17 protein-coding genes and 1 tRNA gene are annotated in these 18108 nt (G+C 63.2%); 11 read left to right on the forward strand and 7 right to left on the reverse strand.

Features of this window, described 5'->3' with window-relative positions; genetic code table 11:
* Positions 1-33 precede the first annotated feature (33 nt).
* From F7R19_RS04725 to ltrA, 3 genes are all read right to left on the reverse strand, one after another.
* Positions 34-110 (reverse strand) — tRNA-Pro (locus tag F7R19_RS04725).
* A 106-nt stretch (positions 111-216) separates the two neighbouring features.
* On the reverse strand, positions 217-1146 hold the full coding sequence (gene ispB, locus F7R19_RS04730; RefSeq protein ID WP_061955316.1) for an octaprenyl diphosphate synthase: 930 nt from the start codon (positions 1144-1146) through the stop codon (positions 217-219).
* A gap of 163 nt (positions 1147-1309) precedes the next feature.
* Positions 1310-3010 carry a group II intron reverse transcriptase/maturase gene (ltrA, locus tag F7R19_RS04735; RefSeq protein ID WP_150979519.1) on the reverse strand — a complete coding sequence of 567 codons (1701 nt, stop codon included), beginning with the start codon at positions 3008-3010 and terminating at the stop codon, positions 1310-1312.
* Between the two features lie 1579 nt (positions 3011-4589).
* On the opposite strand from ltrA, the gene rplU reads away from it, so the two are divergent.
* The 4 genes from rplU (at position 4590) to proB (ending at position 7734) form a co-directional block, all read left to right on the forward strand.
* The gene (gene rplU / locus F7R19_RS04740) at positions 4590-4901 is read left to right on the forward strand and encodes a 50S ribosomal protein L21 (protein ID WP_008647259.1); all 312 of its coding nucleotides are present in this window, start codon (positions 4590-4592) and stop codon (positions 4899-4901) included.
* Positions 4902-4952: 51 nt separating this feature from the next.
* Positions 4953-5213, forward strand: coding sequence for a 50S ribosomal protein L27 (rpmA, locus tag F7R19_RS04745; RefSeq protein WP_061955320.1), 261 nt, complete (start codon positions 4953-4955; stop codon positions 5211-5213).
* Positions 5214-5457: 244 nt separating this feature from the next.
* Positions 5458-6558 carry a GTPase ObgE gene (gene obgE, locus F7R19_RS04750; protein ID WP_150979520.1) on the forward strand — a complete coding sequence of 367 codons (1101 nt, stop codon included), beginning with the start codon at positions 5458-5460 and terminating at the stop codon, positions 6556-6558.
* Positions 6559-6615: 57 nt separating this feature from the next.
* The gene (gene proB / locus F7R19_RS04755; RefSeq protein ID WP_061955324.1) at positions 6616-7734 is read left to right on the forward strand and encodes a glutamate 5-kinase; all 1119 of its coding nucleotides are present in this window, start codon (positions 6616-6618) and stop codon (positions 7732-7734) included.
* A gap of 76 nt (positions 7735-7810) precedes the next feature.
* Here proB and F7R19_RS04760 read toward each other — a convergent pair whose 3' ends face one another.
* Together F7R19_RS04760 and F7R19_RS04765 are read right to left on the reverse strand one after the other, a co-directional pair.
* Positions 7811-8386, reverse strand: coding sequence for a CNP1-like family protein (locus F7R19_RS04760; RefSeq protein WP_061955326.1), 576 nt, complete (start codon positions 8384-8386; stop codon positions 7811-7813).
* Positions 8379-9074: an RNA pyrophosphohydrolase gene (locus F7R19_RS04765; RefSeq protein WP_061955328.1), complete on the reverse strand. Its 696-nt coding sequence runs from the start codon at positions 9072-9074 to the stop codon at positions 8379-8381. The genes F7R19_RS04760 and F7R19_RS04765 overlap by 8 nt, the downstream gene beginning before the upstream one ends.
* Before the next feature lie 184 nt (positions 9075-9258).
* Here F7R19_RS04765 and F7R19_RS04770 point away from each other — a divergent pair, with 184 nt between their 5' ends.
* From F7R19_RS04770 to F7R19_RS04795, 6 genes are all read left to right on the forward strand, one after another.
* The gene (locus F7R19_RS04770) at positions 9259-10980 is read left to right on the forward strand and encodes a proline--tRNA ligase (protein ID WP_150979521.1); all 1722 of its coding nucleotides are present in this window, start codon (positions 9259-9261) and stop codon (positions 10978-10980) included.
* A gap of 33 nt (positions 10981-11013) precedes the next feature.
* On the forward strand, positions 11014-11778 hold the full coding sequence (locus tag F7R19_RS04775) for a lytic transglycosylase domain-containing protein (RefSeq protein ID WP_061955531.1): 765 nt from the start codon (positions 11014-11016) through the stop codon (positions 11776-11778).
* Complete coding sequence (locus tag F7R19_RS04780; RefSeq protein ID WP_150979522.1) at positions 11775-12683, forward strand: 2OG-Fe(II) oxygenase; 909 nt, start codon at positions 11775-11777, stop codon at positions 12681-12683. The genes F7R19_RS04775 and F7R19_RS04780 overlap by 4 nt, the downstream gene beginning before the upstream one ends.
* Positions 12647-13465: an AraC family transcriptional regulator gene (locus tag F7R19_RS04785; RefSeq protein ID WP_150979523.1), complete on the forward strand. Its 819-nt coding sequence runs from the start codon at positions 12647-12649 to the stop codon at positions 13463-13465. Before F7R19_RS04780 ends, F7R19_RS04785 begins: the two co-directional genes overlap by 37 nt.
* Positions 13466-13546: 81 nt before the next feature.
* Entirely contained in the window at positions 13547-14203 is a 657-nt protein-coding gene (locus F7R19_RS04790; RefSeq protein ID WP_061955336.1) for a LysE family translocator, read from the forward strand.
* 149 nt (positions 14204-14352) lie between these two features.
* A complete protein-coding gene (locus tag F7R19_RS04795; RefSeq protein ID WP_150979524.1) occupies positions 14353-14994 on the forward strand; it encodes a LysE family translocator in 642 nt (213 codons plus the stop codon).
* Between the two features lie 23 nt (positions 14995-15017).
* Here the strand turns inward: F7R19_RS04795 and F7R19_RS04800 are convergent, their stop codons facing one another.
* Both F7R19_RS04800 and ffh read right to left on the reverse strand, forming a co-directional pair.
* A complete protein-coding gene (locus F7R19_RS04800) occupies positions 15018-15560 on the reverse strand; it encodes a hypoxanthine-guanine phosphoribosyltransferase (protein WP_061955340.1) in 543 nt (180 codons plus the stop codon).
* 64 nt (positions 15561-15624) lie between these two features.
* Positions 15625-17016 (reverse strand): signal recognition particle protein, encoded by a 1392-nt coding sequence (ffh, locus tag F7R19_RS04805; protein ID WP_061955342.1) that lies wholly within the window; start codon positions 17014-17016, stop codon positions 15625-15627.
* Between the two features lie 117 nt (positions 17017-17133).
* Between ffh and F7R19_RS04810 the strand changes: the two genes are divergently transcribed.
* Complete coding sequence (locus F7R19_RS04810) at positions 17134-18081, forward strand: cytochrome C assembly family protein (RefSeq protein WP_150979525.1); 948 nt, start codon at positions 17134-17136, stop codon at positions 18079-18081.
* Positions 18082-18108: the final 27 nt, after the last annotated feature.

The following is an 18108-nucleotide window of genomic DNA, read 5'->3' on the forward strand; positions in this document are numbered from 1 at the left end:
CTTGGGATGACCGGCGTGCCGATCATCGAAATCTGGTCGGGGTGAGAGGATTCGAACCTCCGGCCTCTACGTCCCGAACGTAGCGCTCTACCAGGCTAAGCTACACCCCGATTTCGTTTGCCGTGCAACTTGCGTCGCGAGCAGCAAAGAACAAAATTCTAGCAGCGTTTTTTGCGGATGGGAAGTGAAAAGCCAAAGAAAAGGCGTCACCGATCTTTAGCTCTGGCGTTGCAGCGAATAGGCGCAGAGTTCCACCAGGGTCGTCTTGAGGTCCGAATCGGGAAATTGCCGTGCGGCTTTTTCCGCGGCTTCGGCTTCGCGCTGGGCGGCCGCGAACGTTACCTCGAGCGCGCCGCTGGCGTGGATCGCGGAGAAAACGGCGTCGAAATGTTCGGTGCCGCCTTGCACGATCGCGTCGCGCGCCAATTCACGCTGCTCGCGGGTGCCGTGTTCCAGCAAGTGCAGCAGCGGCAGCGTGGGCTTGCCCTCGCGCAGGTCGTCGCCAGCGTTCTTGCCCATCTGTTCCGCACTGGCCGTGTAATCGAGCATGTCGTCAATCAACTGGAACGCGGTGCCGATGCGGCGCCCGTATTCGGCGGCGGCTTCTTCCATTTCCGCGTCCGCGCCGGCCAGCACGGCGCCGAGTTGTGACGATGCCTCGAACAACTTGGCGGTCTTGTAGCGGATGACCTGGAGGTATCGTTCGACCGTCACATCGGGGTCGTGCATGTTCAGCAACTGCAGCACTTCGCCTTCGGCGATCACATTGGTGGCGTTGGAGAGAATCTCCATGATCCGCATGCTGCCGGCTTCCACCATCATCTGGAAGGCGCGCGAATAGAGGAAATCGCCCACCAGCACGCTGGCCGCATTGCCGAATACCGCGTTGGCGGTCTCGCGGCCGCGACGCAGCTCGGATTCGTCCACTACATCGTCATGCAGCAGCGTGGCGGTGTGGATGAATTCCACGACGGCGGCCAGTTCGTGGTGGCGGTGGCCCTCATAGCCGAACGCGCGCGCGGACAGCAGCAGGATGACCGGGCGCAGGCGCTTGCCGCCCGCGCCGATGATGTATTCGCCGATCTGTTCGATCAGCGGAACCTCCGACGACAGGCGTCGGCGGATAACGGCGTCAACGGCGCGCATGTCGGCAGCGAACGGGGCAAGCAAGGCAGTGGCGGAAGACTGGGACAAGATGAGATCACCGTTTCGGGAGGGTAGGAGGAGCCCATTGCTAGACCCCTCCCCCCTAAGAACCGTACGTGCGAGTTTCCCCGCATACGGCTCAAGCCTCTACAAAATGTATGAGTTATTCAAACACCGGCTTCACTGCGACTCTTCCGTAGTGATGAACCTGGACATGGCAGTCGGGATGTACCAGTACACGATTGCTTAGAGCGTCGGACCCACCTACTACTCGGGGTTCGATGTGATGGTCATGCCACCCGGTCTCTTTGCTTATCGCGCTGTGACACACCGCGCACAAGCCTCGCTGGGACATGAACAGCTTTGCCCACTGCTTCCGGTACGCCATGCTTTCTGCCATGCGTTCCTGTCGCAGCGTTTCGCCATACATTTCCTGCGCTGGGTCGAAAGGGTTGTAGTCCCCCCGCACCTTCTTGTGCCTCCGGATTGGCGTACTCGGGATCGAATACAGTCCTTTCCAGTAGCGTTCGCCAGCCTTGTTCACTTCCGTGGAACCGAACACCCAATTCCGATCATCGATTGATGCGAAATATTTCTTTCGCACCCAGTCAACTTTCTTTCTTCGATGTCGCCGTTTTGCCCACCGCCACAGAGCCCTAAAAATCAGGTGCTCCATTCTGGTGAACGTCGCCTTCGCAACCACTGGGCTGTGATACTGCGCCCAGCCCCTAAGCATCGGGTTCAGCGTTTGGACCAGGTCCGCCTGCTTTCGCCCGCTGTGAGTACTGATGACCTCCTTCACCTTGCAATAAAACGTTTGTGCGTTCTTCTTGCTCGGTTTGATGAGCAGGGTTCCCGAGTACTTCCGGAAATTCCACCCAAGGAAGTCAAAGCCTTCAGCGATGTTGACGATTCGCGTTTTCTCCGTGGACAGCGAAAGCCCCCTTGTTGCTAGGAACTGTTCCACCCACGGCTTCACTTCGTTTTCTAGGACTTCCGGCGTGTAGCCGGTGATCACGAAGTCATCCGCATACCGTACGACATTCACTTTCAACTTCTTAGTGTTGGTTACTCCCAGCTTTGCCCGTAGGGACTCGACCAGTTGTTGTTCCAACCCATTCAGTGCCACGTTAGCCAAGGTCGGGGAAATGATGCCCCCCTGTGGTGTTCCAGCGTCGGTCGCCTGAAACTGGCCTTGAAATACCACGCCAGCTTTCAGCCACTTCCGCAGGATTGCTTTGTCCATAGGGACATTGCGTTCCAGCCAGTCGTGGCTGATATGGTCGAAACACCCTTTGATATCCGCTTCTAGGATCCATTGGGCCGAAGCCTTTCTGGATAAGTTGACGAATAGCTGGGACATGGCATCCGCCGTGGATCGATTGATCCGGAACCCATAGGAGTTCGGATCGCTCGTCCCTTCGGACACTGGTTCCAGCGCCAGCAGATACAACGCCTGCATGGCTCTGTCCAACATGGTCGGAATACCCAGAGGGCGTTCCTTCCCGTTGGCTTTGGGGATAAAGACCCGCCGTAATGGCATGGGCCGATACCCCCGGCGCTTCAACCGCCCAATGGCTTCCCATCGGGCCTCAGGCGATTTCCACTTTTCGCGGTCGACTCCTGCCGTCCGCGCACCTTGGTTCATCGCCACTCGCCTTACCGCCGATGCTTTGGCGGAAAACGAGCGGGTCAGGGATCGTTGCAAGGCTTTCACCCTGCGCCAGTCCCTTTCCTGTGTTGCCTTCGCAATTCGAATCTGCATTGCCCGAACATTCCGATCGACGCGGCGCCAATTGATGTCGCCCCATCGTTGCGGGATGCCGGAGGGCGCAGATTCATCCTCTCGGATCAATGCTTCCATGCTGCTCTCCTATCTTGAGGACTTCCCCAAACAGCAGAGACAACATGCCCCCTTGGGGGCATGTCACCCCCCAAGGGAAGAAAATTAAACAAGCGAGTTCAGTCAGCCGCCTTGCGACGAAAGACCAGTTGGAAGTCTGCTCGCTTTCGCGTGGGATGATGTTTCAACCCCTATCCGGACCATTACAGCCTGGCGTTCGCTTTCTCCAACCTCCCATACCCGCACAGCCAACAGCGTTCCTTACGGTTCGCCTGCCTGAGTCAAACTGCACTCCGGCAGCCATACGGGCTTACCACGTTCCCTGCGCATTACACGACTGGGTTAGGGCCTGCCTCTCCGCCGGTGGTCATACTAGCGACGTGTCCCGAGTTTTGAGCGGGGCATCCGACCACGTACCTTTTGGTTAGTGCCTATCAGCAGCTTTGGCACCGCAATCCTTACGACGTTTATCAGCAGTTCACTGCGTTACCCATACCAGCCAGCCCGCACCTCGACCCCTTTGCTGCTTGGAGCCTTTACATCCCCGCCTCACGGCATGGACGCACCCTTACGGGGGCAGCGTTGTCAGAAGAGCTTCACACCCCACCGTTACCAGTGACGCATGTCTCCCTAGGCTACTGCTAGTCGCATAGCAGGTTCTCTATCGAGGCACCCTCGCGGGTGTATTCGACCGAACCATAACGCGCAGAGCTATACGCTCCGGGAAACCTCACTTCATTACTTCAGTGCCTCCGTGCTGGCAGGCGCTTGACAACAGACGGGCTCTTACGAGCGCATGGCCTGTGTCCCAAAGAACGTAGCGCCGACCCTATTGGGTCGGTTTAAATGCTATGTAGCGAACACGCAGCGAAACTGCCGCTGCATGTCCACCCGCACCCTCCGGGGAGAGCGCGTACTGCAAAGACACCTGCCCAAAGGCAAGCGTCCCCGCCTTTGGGCAATGGCTGGAAATCCATCCAGCAAATAGCAAGCTGCGAGTTAGCCGATACGCTGGCCTTCCCGCAACACATGGACTCGCTCCAACCTTGCGGCTGGGCTTGTCAAAGCAAGAAATGGTTGAGATTGGACGGTTCAGGCCGAGGCTTTCCCCTTGTCTCAACGGAAGGTCGATGCTCCTTACGTTGGAGCTACCCGGACACGAGTGTGCGTGTCGCACCAAAACCGGAGGATTATATGCGATGCGCGTGAGGCCATGACGGTCCATGCGCCGCATTGGAAGGGTTTATCGGCCGTCTCACGCGGTAGCAGCCGCCTCTATAATCCCGTCATGAACAAACAAAGGGTGACTCGACGGCCTGTCCGCCGCTCCGCCTGGTGGGTGGCGTTTGCTGCGCTTGCCGGGTTCCTGCTGGCCGACTTGACCTGACGCATCGCGCCACGAAGTGCGCAGTCCGCCGCAGCATGCGCCGCGGCGACGTATCTTATTGTTTTCTTTGCGCTTTTCTTTGAACCGGTCTATAATCGCCGGTTCCTTCGGTCGCGCTCACGCGCGCACCGTCTGCGGCGCACGAAACGGCGCCGACTCCGGAAGGTCTCGGAGCAGCATTCAACGTTTCACTCAACATCGAGAGGTTCGACAATGTACGCGGTCGTAAAAACCGGCGGCAAGCAATACAAGGTTGCTGCTGGCGAAAAACTGAAAGTAGAACAGATACCGGCTGACATTGGCGCAGAAATCACGCTGGACCAGGTGCTCGCAGTGGGCGCTGGCGACCAAATCAAATTTGGTACGCCGCTGGTGAGCGGGGCTTCCGTCAAGGCTACCGTTATCGCCCAAGGTCGTCACGACAAGGTGAAGATCTTCAAGATGCGCCGTCGCAAGCACTACCAGAAGCGTCAGGGCCATCGTCAGAATTACACCGAACTGCGCATCGAAGCCATCGTGGCCTGAGCTGGCGCTCAACCACAGGCAACATCGCAATAGGTCAACTGGAGTTAAGACATGGCACAGAAAAAAGGCGGCGGTTCTACGCGGAACGGCCGTGATTCGGAATCGAAGCGTCTGGGTGTGAAGGTGTACGGTGGCCAGGCCATCAACGCCGGCGGCATCATCGTTCGTCAACGCGGCACGCGCGTGCACGCCGGTGACAACGTGGGTATCGGCAAGGACCACACCCTGTTCGCGCTGGTGGACGGCCACGTGCAGTTCGCCGTCAAGGGCGCTGCCAAGAAGCAGCAAGTCAGCGTCGTCCCGGCGGCCTGATAACAGCCTTTGCAGCACGAAGGCCCCGCATCGCATGCGGGGCTTTTTGTTTTCCGGCGCCCAGAAGCGCCAGTCAAACGCTTCTGGCGTCGTGGTGCGGCCTTGCCGTACCATTTGCTCTGTCTGCCGCCATGCAGACGGCCCGTGCGCGGGCCGAAACCTTGCCGCGCGCTTGCCGGCACCGCTTCGCTTCGTTATGTCGACGTTTCCGGAGCGGGAGTCTGACCCACCACGGAAAACCAACATGAAGTTCATTGACGAAGCCCGTATCGAAGCGATCGCCGGCAATGGCGGTAACGGAAGCGCTTCGTTTCGGCGCGAGAAATTTGTGCCCTTCGGTGGCCCCGATGGCGGCGACGGCGGCCGCGGCGGCAGCGTGTTCGCGCAGGCCGACCGGAATATCAATACGCTGATCGACTTCCGCTACGCCAAGAAGCACGTGGCCAAGAACGGCGAAAACGGCCGCGGCTCCGACTGCTATGGCGCGGCCGGCGAAGACATCACGCTGCGCATGCCAGTGGGCACGCTGATCACCGACATGGATTCCGGCGAGGTCATTGCCGATCTGACCGAGCATGGCCAGATCGTGTGCCTGGCCGAGGGCGGCATGGGCGGCTGGGGCAACCTGCATTTCAAGTCGAGCACCAACCGCGCGCCGCGCCAGCAGGTCGACGGCAAGCCCGGCGAGCGCCGCATGCTCAAGCTCGAACTGAAGGTGCTGGCCGACGTCGGTCTGCTGGGCATGCCGAATGCCGGCAAGTCGACGTTCATCTCGCATATTTCTAACGCCCGGCCGAAAGTTGCCGATTACCCGTTCACCACGCTGCACCCGAACCTGGGCGTGGTGCGCGTCGATCACGAACAATCGTTCGTGGTGGCCGACATTCCCGGCCTGATCGAAGGCGCGGCCGAAGGCGCCGGGCTGGGACATCAGTTCCTGCGCCATCTGCAGCGCACCGGCCTGCTGCTGCATATCGTCGACATCGCGCCGTTCGATGAAACCGTCGATCCCGTGGCCGAAGCCAAGGCGATCGTCAACGAACTGAAGAAGTACGACGAAACGCTCTATCACAAGCCGCGCTGGCTGGTTCTGAACAAGCTGGACATGGTGCCGGACGAAGAGCGTGCCACGCGGGTCAAGGACTTCATCAAGCGTTACAAGTGGAAGGGCCCGGTGTTCCATATTTCGGCACTGACCGGCGAAGGCTGCCGCGAGCTGATCTATGCGATCAAGGACCATCTGGCGGCGCTCAAGGCCGAAGAGGCCGCGGCCTTGGCCGAGCCCGACATCCGCCTGGACGACCGCCTGCATAACGTCGAACGCGGCGACGGCAGCGAAGCCTAAAGCCCGCACGCATCGCCACAACCATAACAATCCGTTCCCCGAGACAGGAAATTCGTCATGCAATCGGTCATCGCCCAGGCAAAACGTATCGTCGTCAAGGTGGGTTCGAGCCTGGTTACCAACGACGGCAAGGGCTTGGACCACGACGCCATCGCGCGCTGGGCGGCGCAGATCGCCAAGCTGCGCGGCGCCGGCAAGGAAGTGGTGCTGGTCAGCTCGGGAGCGATTGCCGAAGGCATGCAGCGTCTGGGATGGGCGCGTCGTCCGAAAGAAATCCACGAGTTGCAGGCGGCGGCGGCGGTGGGGCAGATGGGACTGGCGCAGGTCTATGAGAGCCAGTTCGGCCGCTACGGCATTCGTACCGCGCAGGTGCTGCTGACCCACGCCGACCTGGCCGACCGCGAGCGCTACCTGAACGCGCGCTCCACGTTGCTGACGCTGTTGTCGCTGGGCGTCGTGCCGATCATCAATGAAAACGACACGGTCGTGACCGACGAAATCAAATTCGGCGATAACGACACGCTCGGCGCGCTGGTCACCAATCTGATCGAGGGCGATGTCCTGGTGATCCTGACCGATCAGCAGGGCCTCTACACCGCCGATCCCCGCAAGGACCCGAACGCCACGTTTGTCCACGAGGCGCTGGCCGGTACACCGGAGCTCGAGGCCATGGCCGGCGGCGCCGGTACGTCGATCGGGCGCGGCGGCATGCTGACCAAAATCCTGGCGGCCAAGCGCGCGGCGAAGTCCGGCGCGCATACGACCATCGCATCGGGGCGGGAGCCCGATGTGCTGGGCCGGCTGGCCAACGGCGAGGGCATCGGCACGCAACTGCTGGCGCCGACCGGGCGGCTCACCGCGCGCAAGCAATGGATGGCGGACCACCTGCAGCTGCGCGGCCGCGTGGTGATCGATGCCGGCGCGGTCGAGAAGCTGACCAGCGGCGGCAAGTCGCTCCTGCCGATCGGCGTGACAGAGGTGCAGGGCGAGTTCGCGCGCGGCGAAGTGATCGCCTGCGTGGATGGCGCCGGCCGGGAGGTCGCGCGTGGCATCACCAACTATTCCAGCGCGGAAGCGCGCCTGATCGCTCGTAAGCCATCGTCGGAAATTGAATCGGTGCTTGGCCACCTGAACGAGCCGGAACTGATTCATCGCGACAATCTCGTGCTGGTCTGAGCGCGCCTAGGCGACCAAACAAAAAGGCGAGTCCCGTAACAGGACTCGCCTTTTTTCGTCTGCGGACGCCGCCGGATCAGTGGCTCGGCGCGTAGGCCTTCAGATCGCGGATCAGCTTTTCCGGCTTGCCCGCAACGGTGCGGCCTTCGCAGAAATAGTCCGTCGCCAGGGTGGCCGCATAGGCATTGCGGGACCGCGTCTCCATGCGGCGCCACAGGTCGCGGTCCTCGCCGAGATTCGGCACCCAGGCCGTCGCGCCCTTCGGCAGCGTGGCGTAGATGCGCCGCTCGAATGCGTCGCAGCGCATGCCTTCGTAGGTCACGTTGCGTCCACCGCCAGCACTGGTGATCACGACTGTGTAGCGCACGACTCTGTCTGCGCCGACCGAAATCGACTTGGGATCCACTGCGAAACGGAAACTGTCGGATCCATTGACCGTGAATGGGATCAGGTCCTCGTCGCGCGGCAGCGCGGGCAAGGTGAACTCGTTTTCCTTGAACGGCTTGTCCTCGAAGGGATTGATCCAGGCGCTATCGGCCTGCTGTTCTTCCTCGGGCATGCCCTTGCCGGTGGTCTTGCAGCCGGCCAGGGCCAGGCAGGCCATGGCCAACAACAGGCCGGCGCGAATGCCCCGGCCGCTGAAACTAGTCATCGGAACTCCGTGAGGTGGTTGCCGGCGTGGCCGGCGATACGGGTGCTGCGGCCGCTACATCCTGCGCGGCCCCCTGAATGGTAGCCGATGCCGTGACCGTCACGCTCACCGTGGTCGACGCCACCGCCGCCACCGCCGGCGCGCGGGCCTGTCGGCCGCCGTCGCCGTGTCGTCCATGGCCGCCGTGATGCCCGTACGGGCTCAGTGGCGCGCGCCCGCGATGCAGGAAGCGCGACAACTCCGTCAGCGCCAACTGGTACACCTCGCGCTTGAATTCGATCACCGCGTCCAGCGGCACCCAGTAATCGCTCCAGCGCCACGCGTCGAATTCAGGATGATCGGTCGCACGCAGGTGGATGTCGCAATCGCGGCAGACCATGCGCAGCAAAAACCAGATCTGTTTCTGGCCCCTATAGTGGCCGCGGATCTCGCGGCGGATGAACTTGTCCGGCACCTCATAACGCAACCAGTCGCGCGTGCGACCGACGATCCTGACGTGCTCCGGAAGCAGGCCGACCTCTTCATGCAGCTCGCGGTACATGGCCTGTTCCGGCGTTTCGCCGTACTTGATGCCACCTTGCGGGAACTGCCAGGAGTGTTCGCCGATTCGCTTGCCCCAGAAAACCTCGTTACGTGCGTTGATGAGGATGATGCCGACGTTCGGGCGAAAGCCTTCACGATCGAGCATGACTGCACCTCGAATCCTTTAGAATTACGTCGATTATAAAGGATGCGCGCGCGACGGCCTGACACCGGGGATGCTGGTTTTCCCCGACGAAATGGGCAGTTTCAGGCGCGTCCGACCCAATGGATGCCGCGCGAGCGGCAAGTCGGGAAGCCCAGCCGGCGCCCGGCCTTACGAGAAAGCACGCATGAAAGCCTCGCAATTCTTTATTTCCACCCTCAAGGAAGCACCCGCCGACGCGGAAATCGTGTCGCACAAACTGATGATGCGCGCCGGCATGATCAAGAAGCTGGGCGCCGGCATCTACAGCTACATGCCGGTGGGATTGCGCGTGATCCGCAAGGTGGAAAACATCGTTCGCGAGGAAATGAACCGCGCCGGCGCGGTCGAGCTGCTGATGCCGGTGGTCCAGCCGGCCGAGCTGTGGCAGGAAACCGGCCGCTGGGACAAGATGGGCCCCGAACTGCTGCGCCTGAAGGATCGCCACGAGCGCGACTTCGCCGTGCAGCCGACTTCCGAGGAAGTGGTGACCGATATCGCCCGCAGCGACATCCGCAGCTACAAGCAGTTGCCGGTCAATTTCTACCAGATCCAGACCAAGTTCCGCGACGAGCGCCGCCCCCGTTTCGGCATCATGCGCGGCCGCGAATTCACGATGAAGGACGCGTATTCGTTCGATCGCGACATCGACGGCCTGAAGGTTTCGTACCAGAACATGTACGACGCCTACGTGCGCATCTTCAAGCGGTTCGGCCTGGAATTCCGCGCGGTGGCCGCCGATAACGGCGCCATCGGCGGCTCGGGCTCGCACGAATTCCACGTCATCGCCGATACCGGCGAGGATGCCATCGTCTACTGCCCCACGTCCGATTACGCGGCCAACATGGAAGCCGCCGAGGCCCTGCCGCTGCAGGCCGAGCGCCCCGCACCCGCCGAGGACCTGGTGAAGGCGTCGACGCCCGGCAAAGCCAAGTGCGAGCACGTGGCCGAATTCCTGAACATCCCGCTGGCGCGCACGGTCAAGTCGATCGTGCTGGCCACCGAGGGCGACGCCGGCACGCAGATCTGGCTGCTGCTGATCCGCGGCGACCACGAACTGAACGAGGTAAAGGCGTCGAAGGTCGCGGGCCTGGCTGAATTCCGCTTCGCCACCGAAAGCGAGATCGTCGAGACCTTCGGCACGCCGCCCGGCTACCTCGGCCCGATCGGCACCAAAAAGCCGGTAAAGGTCGTGGTCGACCGCACCGTCGCCAACATGAGCGATTTCTGCTGTGGCGCTAACGAGCGCGATTATCACTACACCGGCGTGAACTGGGGCCGCGACCTGCCCGAACCCGTCGTGGCGGACCTGCGCAACGTGGTGGTCGGCGATGCATCGCCTGACGGCAAGGGCACGCTCGAGATCTGCCGCGGTATCGAAGTCGGCCACGTATTCATGCTTGGCACCCGTTATTCGGAATCGATGAATGCCGTGTTCCTCGACGAAACCGGCAAGACGCAGCCGATGCAAATGGGCTGCTACGGGATCGGCGTCACGCGCATTCTGGGTGCCGCGATCGAACAGAACTACGACGAGCGCGGGATTATCTGGCCGGCCGCGATTGCGCCGTTTGCAGTGGTGGTGTGCCCGGTCGGTTACGACCGCAACGAGGCTGTGAAAGCCGAGGCGGACCGCATCCACGCCGAGCTGCTGGCAGCCGGCATCGACGTGATGCTGGACGACCGCGGCGAACGGCCGGGCGTGATGTTTGCCGACTGGGAACTGATCGGCGTGCCGCATCGCGTGGTGGTGGGCGACCGCGGCCTCAAGGAAGGCAAGGTCGAATACCAAGGCCGTCGCGATGCGCAGGCCACGCAGGTCCCGGTGGCCGACGTGGTTGCGCACGTGCGTAACCTGCTGGCCAATTGATCGACGGATGACCGACCTTTGATCGCCTTCGCCATGCGTGCTGCCGGCCTGCAGACCTCCCGCCGATGGACCGCCGCAATCGCGGGAGGACTGCTTTGCGCCTTGCTGGCCTCGGCCGCTCACGCCGGCGCGCAGAAGGAAGAGGCGCTGGCCGATTCCGTGCGCAGCGCGCTGGCATCGGCCATTGCCGACAACCGGCCGGTGCGTCCGACTTTTGTCTCCGGCGCCGAAAAGCTTGGCTACCTGAAGTGGTTGGGCGAAATGTCGCGCCGGCTCGAAGCCCGCATGCCGGACCCGCAAACGCGTGTCGAGTTGATCGAATCGGTCTACTACGAGGCCAAGCGTGCCGGCCTGGAGCCGTCGCTGGTGCTTGGGCTGGTGCAAGTGGAGAGCGGCTTTCGCAAATATGCGATCAGCTCTGCCGATGCGCGCGGCCTGATGCAGGTGATGCCGTTCTGGGTGCGCACCATTGGCGATGGCGATACGCGCAAGCTGTTTCATTTGCAGAGCAACCTGCGCTACGGCTGCACGATTCTGCGCCACTATCTGGATCGGGAAAACGGCGATCTATTCCTGGCGCTGGGCCGCTACAACGGTAGCCGTGGGCGTCCCGAGTATCCCAACGCGGTGCTGGCCGCGTGGAAGCGCTGGCAGTATTCCGAGGCCACCGTGACGATCGCGGGCGATCCGGACGGCGCCGCGGCTGCCGCGGCCGCTGCGCCCGCGCGTCGCGCATTGCCGCCAGAGGCGCCGGCGCGCAATCCTTTTTCGCCGCAACGATTGACCAATCCATCATGACCCGCGAACCCCGCGCGGGATACAGCGCATCGTCGCCGGAGCTCGAGCGTTGGCTCGCGCGGCATATCGAACAGGGCTTCGACGCGGAGTCGCTGGTGCTGTCGATGCTGCGCTCCGGCTACGATGCCACCTTTGCGCGCGATATGGTCAACGCGGCGCTCGCCTCTCCCGCATCGCCGCGCGAGCGGCCATCGCCCCTGCCGCCCCCGGCGCGCCAGCCCGCGATGCGTCCGGGCGCGGCCACACCGCAAGCCATGGCTGCCGGCGGCAATGTTTTCCGCCACGAAGGCCGCGACATTCCCATCCTGTTCGCGATGGAAGCGCCGCGCATCCTGCTGCTACAGAATCTGCTCGACGGTCCCGAATGCGATGCACTTGTTACGCTGGCGCGCGACCGCCTGCAGCGCTCGCCGGTGGTCAATCCCGATACCGGGGACGAAAACCTGATCGATGCACGCACGAGCATGGGCGCGATGTTCCAGGTGGGCGAACACCCGCTGATCGCCTGCATCGAGGCGCGCATTGCCGCCGTGACTGGCTTGCCCGTCGATCATGGCGAAGGGCTGCAGATCCTCAACTACAAGCCCGGCGGCGAATATCAGCCGCATTTCGATTTCTTCAATCCGCAACGCCCTGGCGAAGCGCGCCAGCTGCGCGTCGGCGGCCAGCGCGTGGCCACACTGGTGATCTACCTGAACAGTCCGCCCGCGGGTGGCGCCACCGCGTTTCCGCGGCTCGGCCTGGAAGTGGCGCCGGTCAAGGGCAATGCGGTGCTGTTCGGCTACAAGCTGCCCGACGGCTCGCTCGACGAGCGCACGCTGCATGCCGGGCTGCCCGTCGAATCCGGCGAAAAATGGATTGCCACCAAATGGCTGCGCGAGCATCCGTACCGCAGCCGCGGTTGAGCCGCTGCTGGTTCGATACGGCGCTGCCCATGGTGGAAAGCCGGCGCGCCTGCGACAGCCGCGCCGCTTATCAAAGTCACACGCATCCCACGCTGTCCGTGGGCGCAGTCGACGCCGGCAACAGCGTGTTCAGTCACGATTCGCTGACGTCGGCGCTGCGTCCAGGCGCGGTCGTGTGGGTGCCGGCAAACTGCGTGCACGCGTGCAATCCCGCGCCGGATAGCCGCTGGAGCTACCAGATGATCCACATCGATGCGCAATGGGCCGACGCGGTGCTCGATGAAGCGGGGCGTGGGCGCGTGCGCCGCATTCACGTCAAGCACGATCCGACAGCCTACCGGATCGTGTGCGCGCTCAATGCGATGTTGTTTTCCGAAGCCGATCCGGCCGAAAAGGAAGCCGCGCTTATCGCGTTTGTCGGCGACATGCAGCAATTGCTCGGCGAAGGCGCGGAGGCGGCGCACAGTGCGTCCGCAAATCTCACCTCCGTGACGGCGATTTTGCGCGCGCGCCACGACGACCGCCTACCGCTGGCAGATCTCGCCGCCGCGGCCGGCGTGAGCCGCTATCAGCTGATCCGGCAGTTTCGTGCGCAGTTCGGCATGACGCCGCATGCATTCCAGCTCGACCTCCGCATCAACCAGGCGCGGCGGCTGCTGCGTCGTGGCGACGCGCCGGCCGATGTGGCGCAACGGCTCGGGTTTGTCGACCAAAGCCACTTTCATCGCGCTTTCCAGCAGCGCGTCGCCATGACGCCGGGCGCCTATCAGCGCGCGCGCTGACGCCGCAATTTTCTACAATCCGCGCCGCGCCAATTTGGCCAGACTGCTTGCCTTTGCGGGATTTGCCGCGCGGAGGCAGCGATGGTTTTCGATCAGGTGTCCTGGCAGCAGTTTGCGATGGTGGCCGGCGCGCACGCGCTGGCGCTGCTCAGTCCGGGGCCGGACTTCTTTCTCGTGGTGCGCGCCGCGATGGTGTTCGGCGTGCGCCACGCCAGCGGTGTATGCCTCGGCATTGCGCTCGGCAACGGCGCGTATATCGCGATGGCGGTCGCCGGCCTGGCCGCCTCGGCCGGGGTTCACGACCTGTTTTCCGCACTGCAATGGATGGGCTGTATCTATCTGGCGTGGCTGGGCTGGAAGTTCCTGCGCTCGCGCGGTGATGTGGCGCTGTCGCCGCAGCCAGCGGAGCCACCGCCGCCGCGCGCCTATATGTCCCAGGTCGGCACGGGATTTCTCAGCGCGATCCTGAATCCCAAGAATGGCCTGTTTTACGCGAGCCTGTTTGCCGTGCTGACCGGCGCACATACGCCGCTCGCGGTGCAAGCCGGATATGGCGTCTGGATGTTCGGCCTCGTGCTGGCGTGGGACATCGCTGTGGCGGCGGCCGTGCGCCATCCGGCCGTGATGCGGCGCTTTGCGCGATCGGTGCGTATGGTCGAGCGCGTGACCGGAGCGGTGCTGCTATGTATGGCGGTGGGGGTGGCCGCGAGCGTGGCGAAGGGATTGGGCGGCCGCTAGGCGCAACGGCGTGTCGAAGCGGTGGCGTCCAGGCTGGCTGGCGTGGGCCGGACGATCAGTATTGGCAGTTTTCCGGCCAACTGTACCGGTACTGTTTTATAAAGTGTGCGTAGCCTGACTCCCTGGATTTCCTGCCGAGTCGTGTTGCCATGCACCTTCCTGTTTCCCTCTCGAATAGCTTGCCCGGTTCCAGCGTGTTGATCGCGTTTTGCGCCTTCGTGCTGGTGTCGTCGATCACGCCGGGCCCGAACAACACCATGCTGCTGGCCTCGGGTGTGAATTTCGGATTCCGACGCACCGTGCCGCATCTGTTCGGCATCTGCGTCGGCATGATTTTCATGCTGACCGTGGTGGGTTTGGGTCTCGGATCGGCCTTCACGGAATTTCCGTGGACCTGGCACGTGCTGCGCGTGGCCGCCACGATTTACCTCGTGTGGCTGGCATGGAAGCTGGCCACCGCCGGGCAGTTACAGGACAGCGACGTGGCGCGCCCGATGAGCTTCCTGCGCGCGGCGGCGTTCCAATGGGTCAATCCCAAGGCGTGGGTGATGGCGGTGGGCGCATGCACGGCTTACGTGCTGCATCCGAACATCTGGATCAACGCCGCGGTGATGGGGGGAGTGTTCGCTGCGATCAACCTGCCTAGCATCACCACGTGGGCGGTCTTTGGCGCCGGGCTGCGCCGTTGGCTGGCGCAGCCGCGCGTGTTGCGGGTGTTCAACCTGGTGATGGCGCTGCTGCTGCTCGCATCGTTGTGGCCGATCCTCGGCGCCCAGCCACACGGGGCGTAGGCGCGCCGCGCATGCGGCGTGGTTCAGACCAGCGCGCGGATCGCGCCGAGATTGCGCCAGTAGCCCTTGACGTCCATGCCGCAGCCAAAGACATAGCGGTCCGGCACCTTGAAGCCGCAGAAATCGGGATGCATCGGCTTGAGCTTTGTCAGGGTCTTTTCGCACAGCACGGCAGCGTGGAATTCCTTGGCGCCCATGTCCATGATGCGCTGGCGAATCGCCGCCATGGTCTCGCCTTCATCGAGGATGTCGTCGAGCACCAGCACCACGCGATCCTTCACCGATTCGCGCGGCGCCACGCGCCATTGCATCTCGCCGCCCACGGTCTTGTTGTTGTAGCGCGACAGGTGGATGTAGTCGAACTCCAGCGGAAATTGCAGCTTGGGCAGCAGCATGCCGGTGAACACCACGGCGCCGCCCATCACGGACAGCACCAGCGGGAAGGCGTCGCCCATCTTCTCGGTGATGTCGCGCGCCATGCGGTCCAGCGAGTCTTGCACTTCCTGGGCGCTGACGATTTCCTCGGAGCTGGTCCAGAGCTCGCGGGCCTGTTCGGCAGTCATCATGATCGGTGTCCTGTTTGTCTTTTGCGGGAGAGAGCAGGGCGCGGGCGGCCCTGGCGTTCAGCGTTCAGCGGTTGAAAAGGCCTTTCATGCCGCCTTTCATCGCGCCCATCTGGCGCATCATCTTCATCATGCCGCCGCCCTTGAGCTTCTTCATCATGCCTTGCATCTGGTCGAACTGGTTCAGCAGGCGGTTGACCTCCTGAACGGGCACGCCGGCGCCGGCCGCGATGCGGCGTTTGCGGCTGGCCTTGATCAGTTCGGGCTTGGCCCGCTCGGCGGCCGTCATGCTGTTGATGATGCCTTCCATGCGGCGCACCTGCTTTTCCGCCTGATCCATGTTGGCGCCTTGCGCCTGCTGGGCGAACTGCGCCGGCAGCTTGTCCACGAGGCTGCCCAGCCCGCCCATCTTCTTCATCTGGCCGATCTGCGCCTTGAAGTCTTCGAGGTCGAAGCCGCCGGTCTTCTTGATCTTCTTGGCCAGCTTCTCGGCCGCTTCCATATCGACGCCGCGCTGGGCTTCCTCCACCAGCGCGAGGATGTCGCCCATGCCCAGGATCCGCTGGGCCATGCGATCGGCGTAGAACGGCTCGAGACCGTCGAGTTTTTCGCCGACGCCGACAAACTTGATCGGGCGGCCGGTGATGTGGCGCACCGACAGCGCGGCGCCGCCGCGTGCATCGCCATCGAGCTTGGTCAGCACCACGCCGGTCAGCGGCAGGGCGTCGTTGAACGCCTTGGCGGTATTGACGGCATCCTGGCCCAGCATCGCGTCGACCACGAACAGCGTTTCGGCCGGTTTCAGTTCGGCGTGCAGCGCGGCGATCTCCTGCATCATCGCCTCGTCGATACCAAGGCGGCCGGCGGTATCGACGATCAGCACGTCGTGGTAATGCTTGCGCGCCCAGTCCAGCGCCGCGCGGGCGATCTCGACCGGCTTCTGGTCGGGCTGCGACGGGAAGAAGTCCGCGCCGACCTGTTCGGACACGGTCTTGAGCTGGGCGATTGCGGCGGGACGGTACACGTCGCAAGACACCGTCAGCACTTTCTTCTTCTTGTTCTCCTTGAGCCACTTGGCAAGCTTGCCCGACGTGGTGGTCTTGCCGGCGCCCTGCAGGCCGGCCATCAGGATGATGGCGGGCGGCTGCACGTTCAGGTTCAGCTCGTTGAGCTTGGGATCGGTCAGCGCCTCGTCGCCGCCGATCACGGCGGTCAGCTCGCGCTGCACCACGCCGACCAGCGCCTGGCCCGGCGTCAGGCTCGATACCACTTCCTCGCCAAGGGCCTTTTCCTTGACGCGGGAAACGAAGTCGCGCACGACCGGCAGCGCCACGTCGGCTTCGAGCATGGCAAGGCGCACTTCGCGCAGCATCTCGGCAGTGTTGGCCTCGGTCAGTCGGGCCTCGCCGCGCATGGTCTTGACGACCCGCGCCAGGCGTTGAGTGAGGTTATCCAGCATGGCAGGAAGGGGGAGGAAAATCGGCTTGTGTGCGGGACGCAGCGGGCCGTGCAGGAGCGTTGTGGCGGGAATCCATCGCCGAAACCGCCCGTGATGGCACTAAGGTAAACTGCGCAAATGGCCATTGTACTGTATGCCTTGACGGCACTTCTCTACTGCGGCCTGGCCTTTCACGGCTGGGCGACGCGCAACCCGCGGCTGGCGGCTGCCGGCGGGGCTCCGGCTGGCCATCCGGGGCGTCCTGGCGCCAGCGCCACGGCCGTGCTGATGCCGCCTGCCGCGCCGGCCGGCGGCCGCGCCGACGGCCAACCGGCGTGGTGGCATGCACTGGTGATGGCCGCACTGGTCAGCCACGGCATGCTGCTGCACGAAACCATCTTCCCGGCGGACCGGATGATATTCGGCTTCGCCTTCGCGCTGTCGGCGATGCTCTGGCTGGGCGTCGGCATCTACTGGATCGAGAGCTTTTTCTTTTCGCTGGCCGGTCTGGGACTGATCGTATTTCCGGTAGCGATGCTGACCAGCCTGATTCCGCTGGCCTTTCCGGGCTCGCAGATTCTCGGATACGCTGCGCGGCCGCTGTTCAAGCTGCACTTCGTGATTGCCAACGTGGCCTACGGGCTGTTCACGCTGGCGGCGTTCCACGCGTTCCTGATGCTGCTGGCGGAGCGCCGCCTGCACGGCTTCACCCGCCCCGTGTCGGGCGGCGAACGCGCGCCCGGGCAATGGCTGGGCCGCTGGCTCGATCTGCTGCCGCCGTTGCTGACGCTGGAAAAATTGCTGTTCCGGCTGATCAGCGCCGGCTTTGTGCTGCTGACGCTGACGATCGCCTCGGGCTTCCTGTTTTCGGAACAATTATTCGCGCGCGCTTTCCGCGTTGATCACAAGACCGTGTTCGCCGTCATCTCGTGGCTGATGTTCGGCGGCATCCTGATCGGCCGGCATTTCCGCGGCTGGCGCGGGCGCACGGCGCTGCGCTGGGTGATCGCATCGTTCGGCATATTGTTGCTGGCCTACGTCGGCAGCCGCTTTGTGATCGAAGTGGTGCTGCACCGGATTACCTGACTTCCGGCCGGCGCGCCCCGGCCAACG

It is taken from the genome of Cupriavidus pauculus (assembly GCF_008801835.1).
Lineage (GTDB): Bacteria > Pseudomonadota > Gammaproteobacteria > Burkholderiales > Burkholderiaceae > Cupriavidus > Cupriavidus pauculus.

What these genes read in the sequence shown, in the direction of transcription:
- F7R19_RS04810 (WP_150979525.1), top strand. Translation starts at nt 17,134, where the DNA reads ATGGCCATTGTACTGTATGCCTTGACGGCACTTCTCTACTGCGGCCTG.
- F7R19_RS04800 (WP_061955340.1), bottom strand. Translation starts at nt 15,560, where the DNA reads ATGATGACTGCCGAACAGGCCCGCGAGCTCTGGACCAGCTCCGAGGAA.
- proB (WP_061955324.1), top strand. Translation starts at nt 6,616, where the DNA reads ATGCAATCGGTCATCGCCCAGGCAAAACGTATCGTCGTCAAGGTGGGT.
- F7R19_RS04780 (WP_150979522.1), top strand. Translation starts at nt 11,775, where the DNA reads ATGACCCGCGAACCCCGCGCGGGATACAGCGCATCGTCGCCGGAGCTC.
- F7R19_RS04785 (WP_150979523.1), top strand. Translation starts at nt 12,647, where the DNA reads ATGGCTGCGCGAGCATCCGTACCGCAGCCGCGGTTGAGCCGCTGCTGG.
- ltrA (WP_150979519.1), bottom strand. Translation starts at nt 3,010, where the DNA reads ATGGAAGCATTGATCCGAGAGGATGAATCTGCGCCCTCCGGCATCCCG.
- ffh (WP_061955342.1), bottom strand. Translation starts at nt 17,016, where the DNA reads ATGCTGGATAACCTCACTCAACGCCTGGCGCGGGTCGTCAAGACCATG.
- rpmA (WP_061955320.1), top strand. Translation starts at nt 4,953, where the DNA reads ATGGCACAGAAAAAAGGCGGCGGTTCTACGCGGAACGGCCGTGATTCG.
- rplU (WP_008647259.1), top strand. Translation starts at nt 4,590, where the DNA reads ATGTACGCGGTCGTAAAAACCGGCGGCAAGCAATACAAGGTTGCTGCT.
- F7R19_RS04765 (WP_061955328.1), bottom strand. Translation starts at nt 9,074, where the DNA reads ATGCTCGATCGTGAAGGCTTTCGCCCGAACGTCGGCATCATCCTCATC.
- F7R19_RS04775 (WP_061955531.1), top strand. Translation starts at nt 11,014, where the DNA reads ATGCGTGCTGCCGGCCTGCAGACCTCCCGCCGATGGACCGCCGCAATC.
- ispB (WP_061955316.1), bottom strand. Translation starts at nt 1,146, where the DNA reads ATGCGCGCCGTTGACGCCGTTATCCGCCGACGCCTGTCGTCGGAGGTT.
- F7R19_RS04770 (WP_150979521.1), top strand. Translation starts at nt 9,259, where the DNA reads ATGAAAGCCTCGCAATTCTTTATTTCCACCCTCAAGGAAGCACCCGCC.
- F7R19_RS04760 (WP_061955326.1), bottom strand. Translation starts at nt 8,386, where the DNA reads ATGACTAGTTTCAGCGGCCGGGGCATTCGCGCCGGCCTGTTGTTGGCC.
- F7R19_RS04795 (WP_150979524.1), top strand. Translation starts at nt 14,353, where the DNA reads ATGCACCTTCCTGTTTCCCTCTCGAATAGCTTGCCCGGTTCCAGCGTG.
- F7R19_RS04790 (WP_061955336.1), top strand. Translation starts at nt 13,547, where the DNA reads ATGGTTTTCGATCAGGTGTCCTGGCAGCAGTTTGCGATGGTGGCCGGC.
- obgE (WP_150979520.1), top strand. Translation starts at nt 5,458, where the DNA reads ATGAAGTTCATTGACGAAGCCCGTATCGAAGCGATCGCCGGCAATGGC.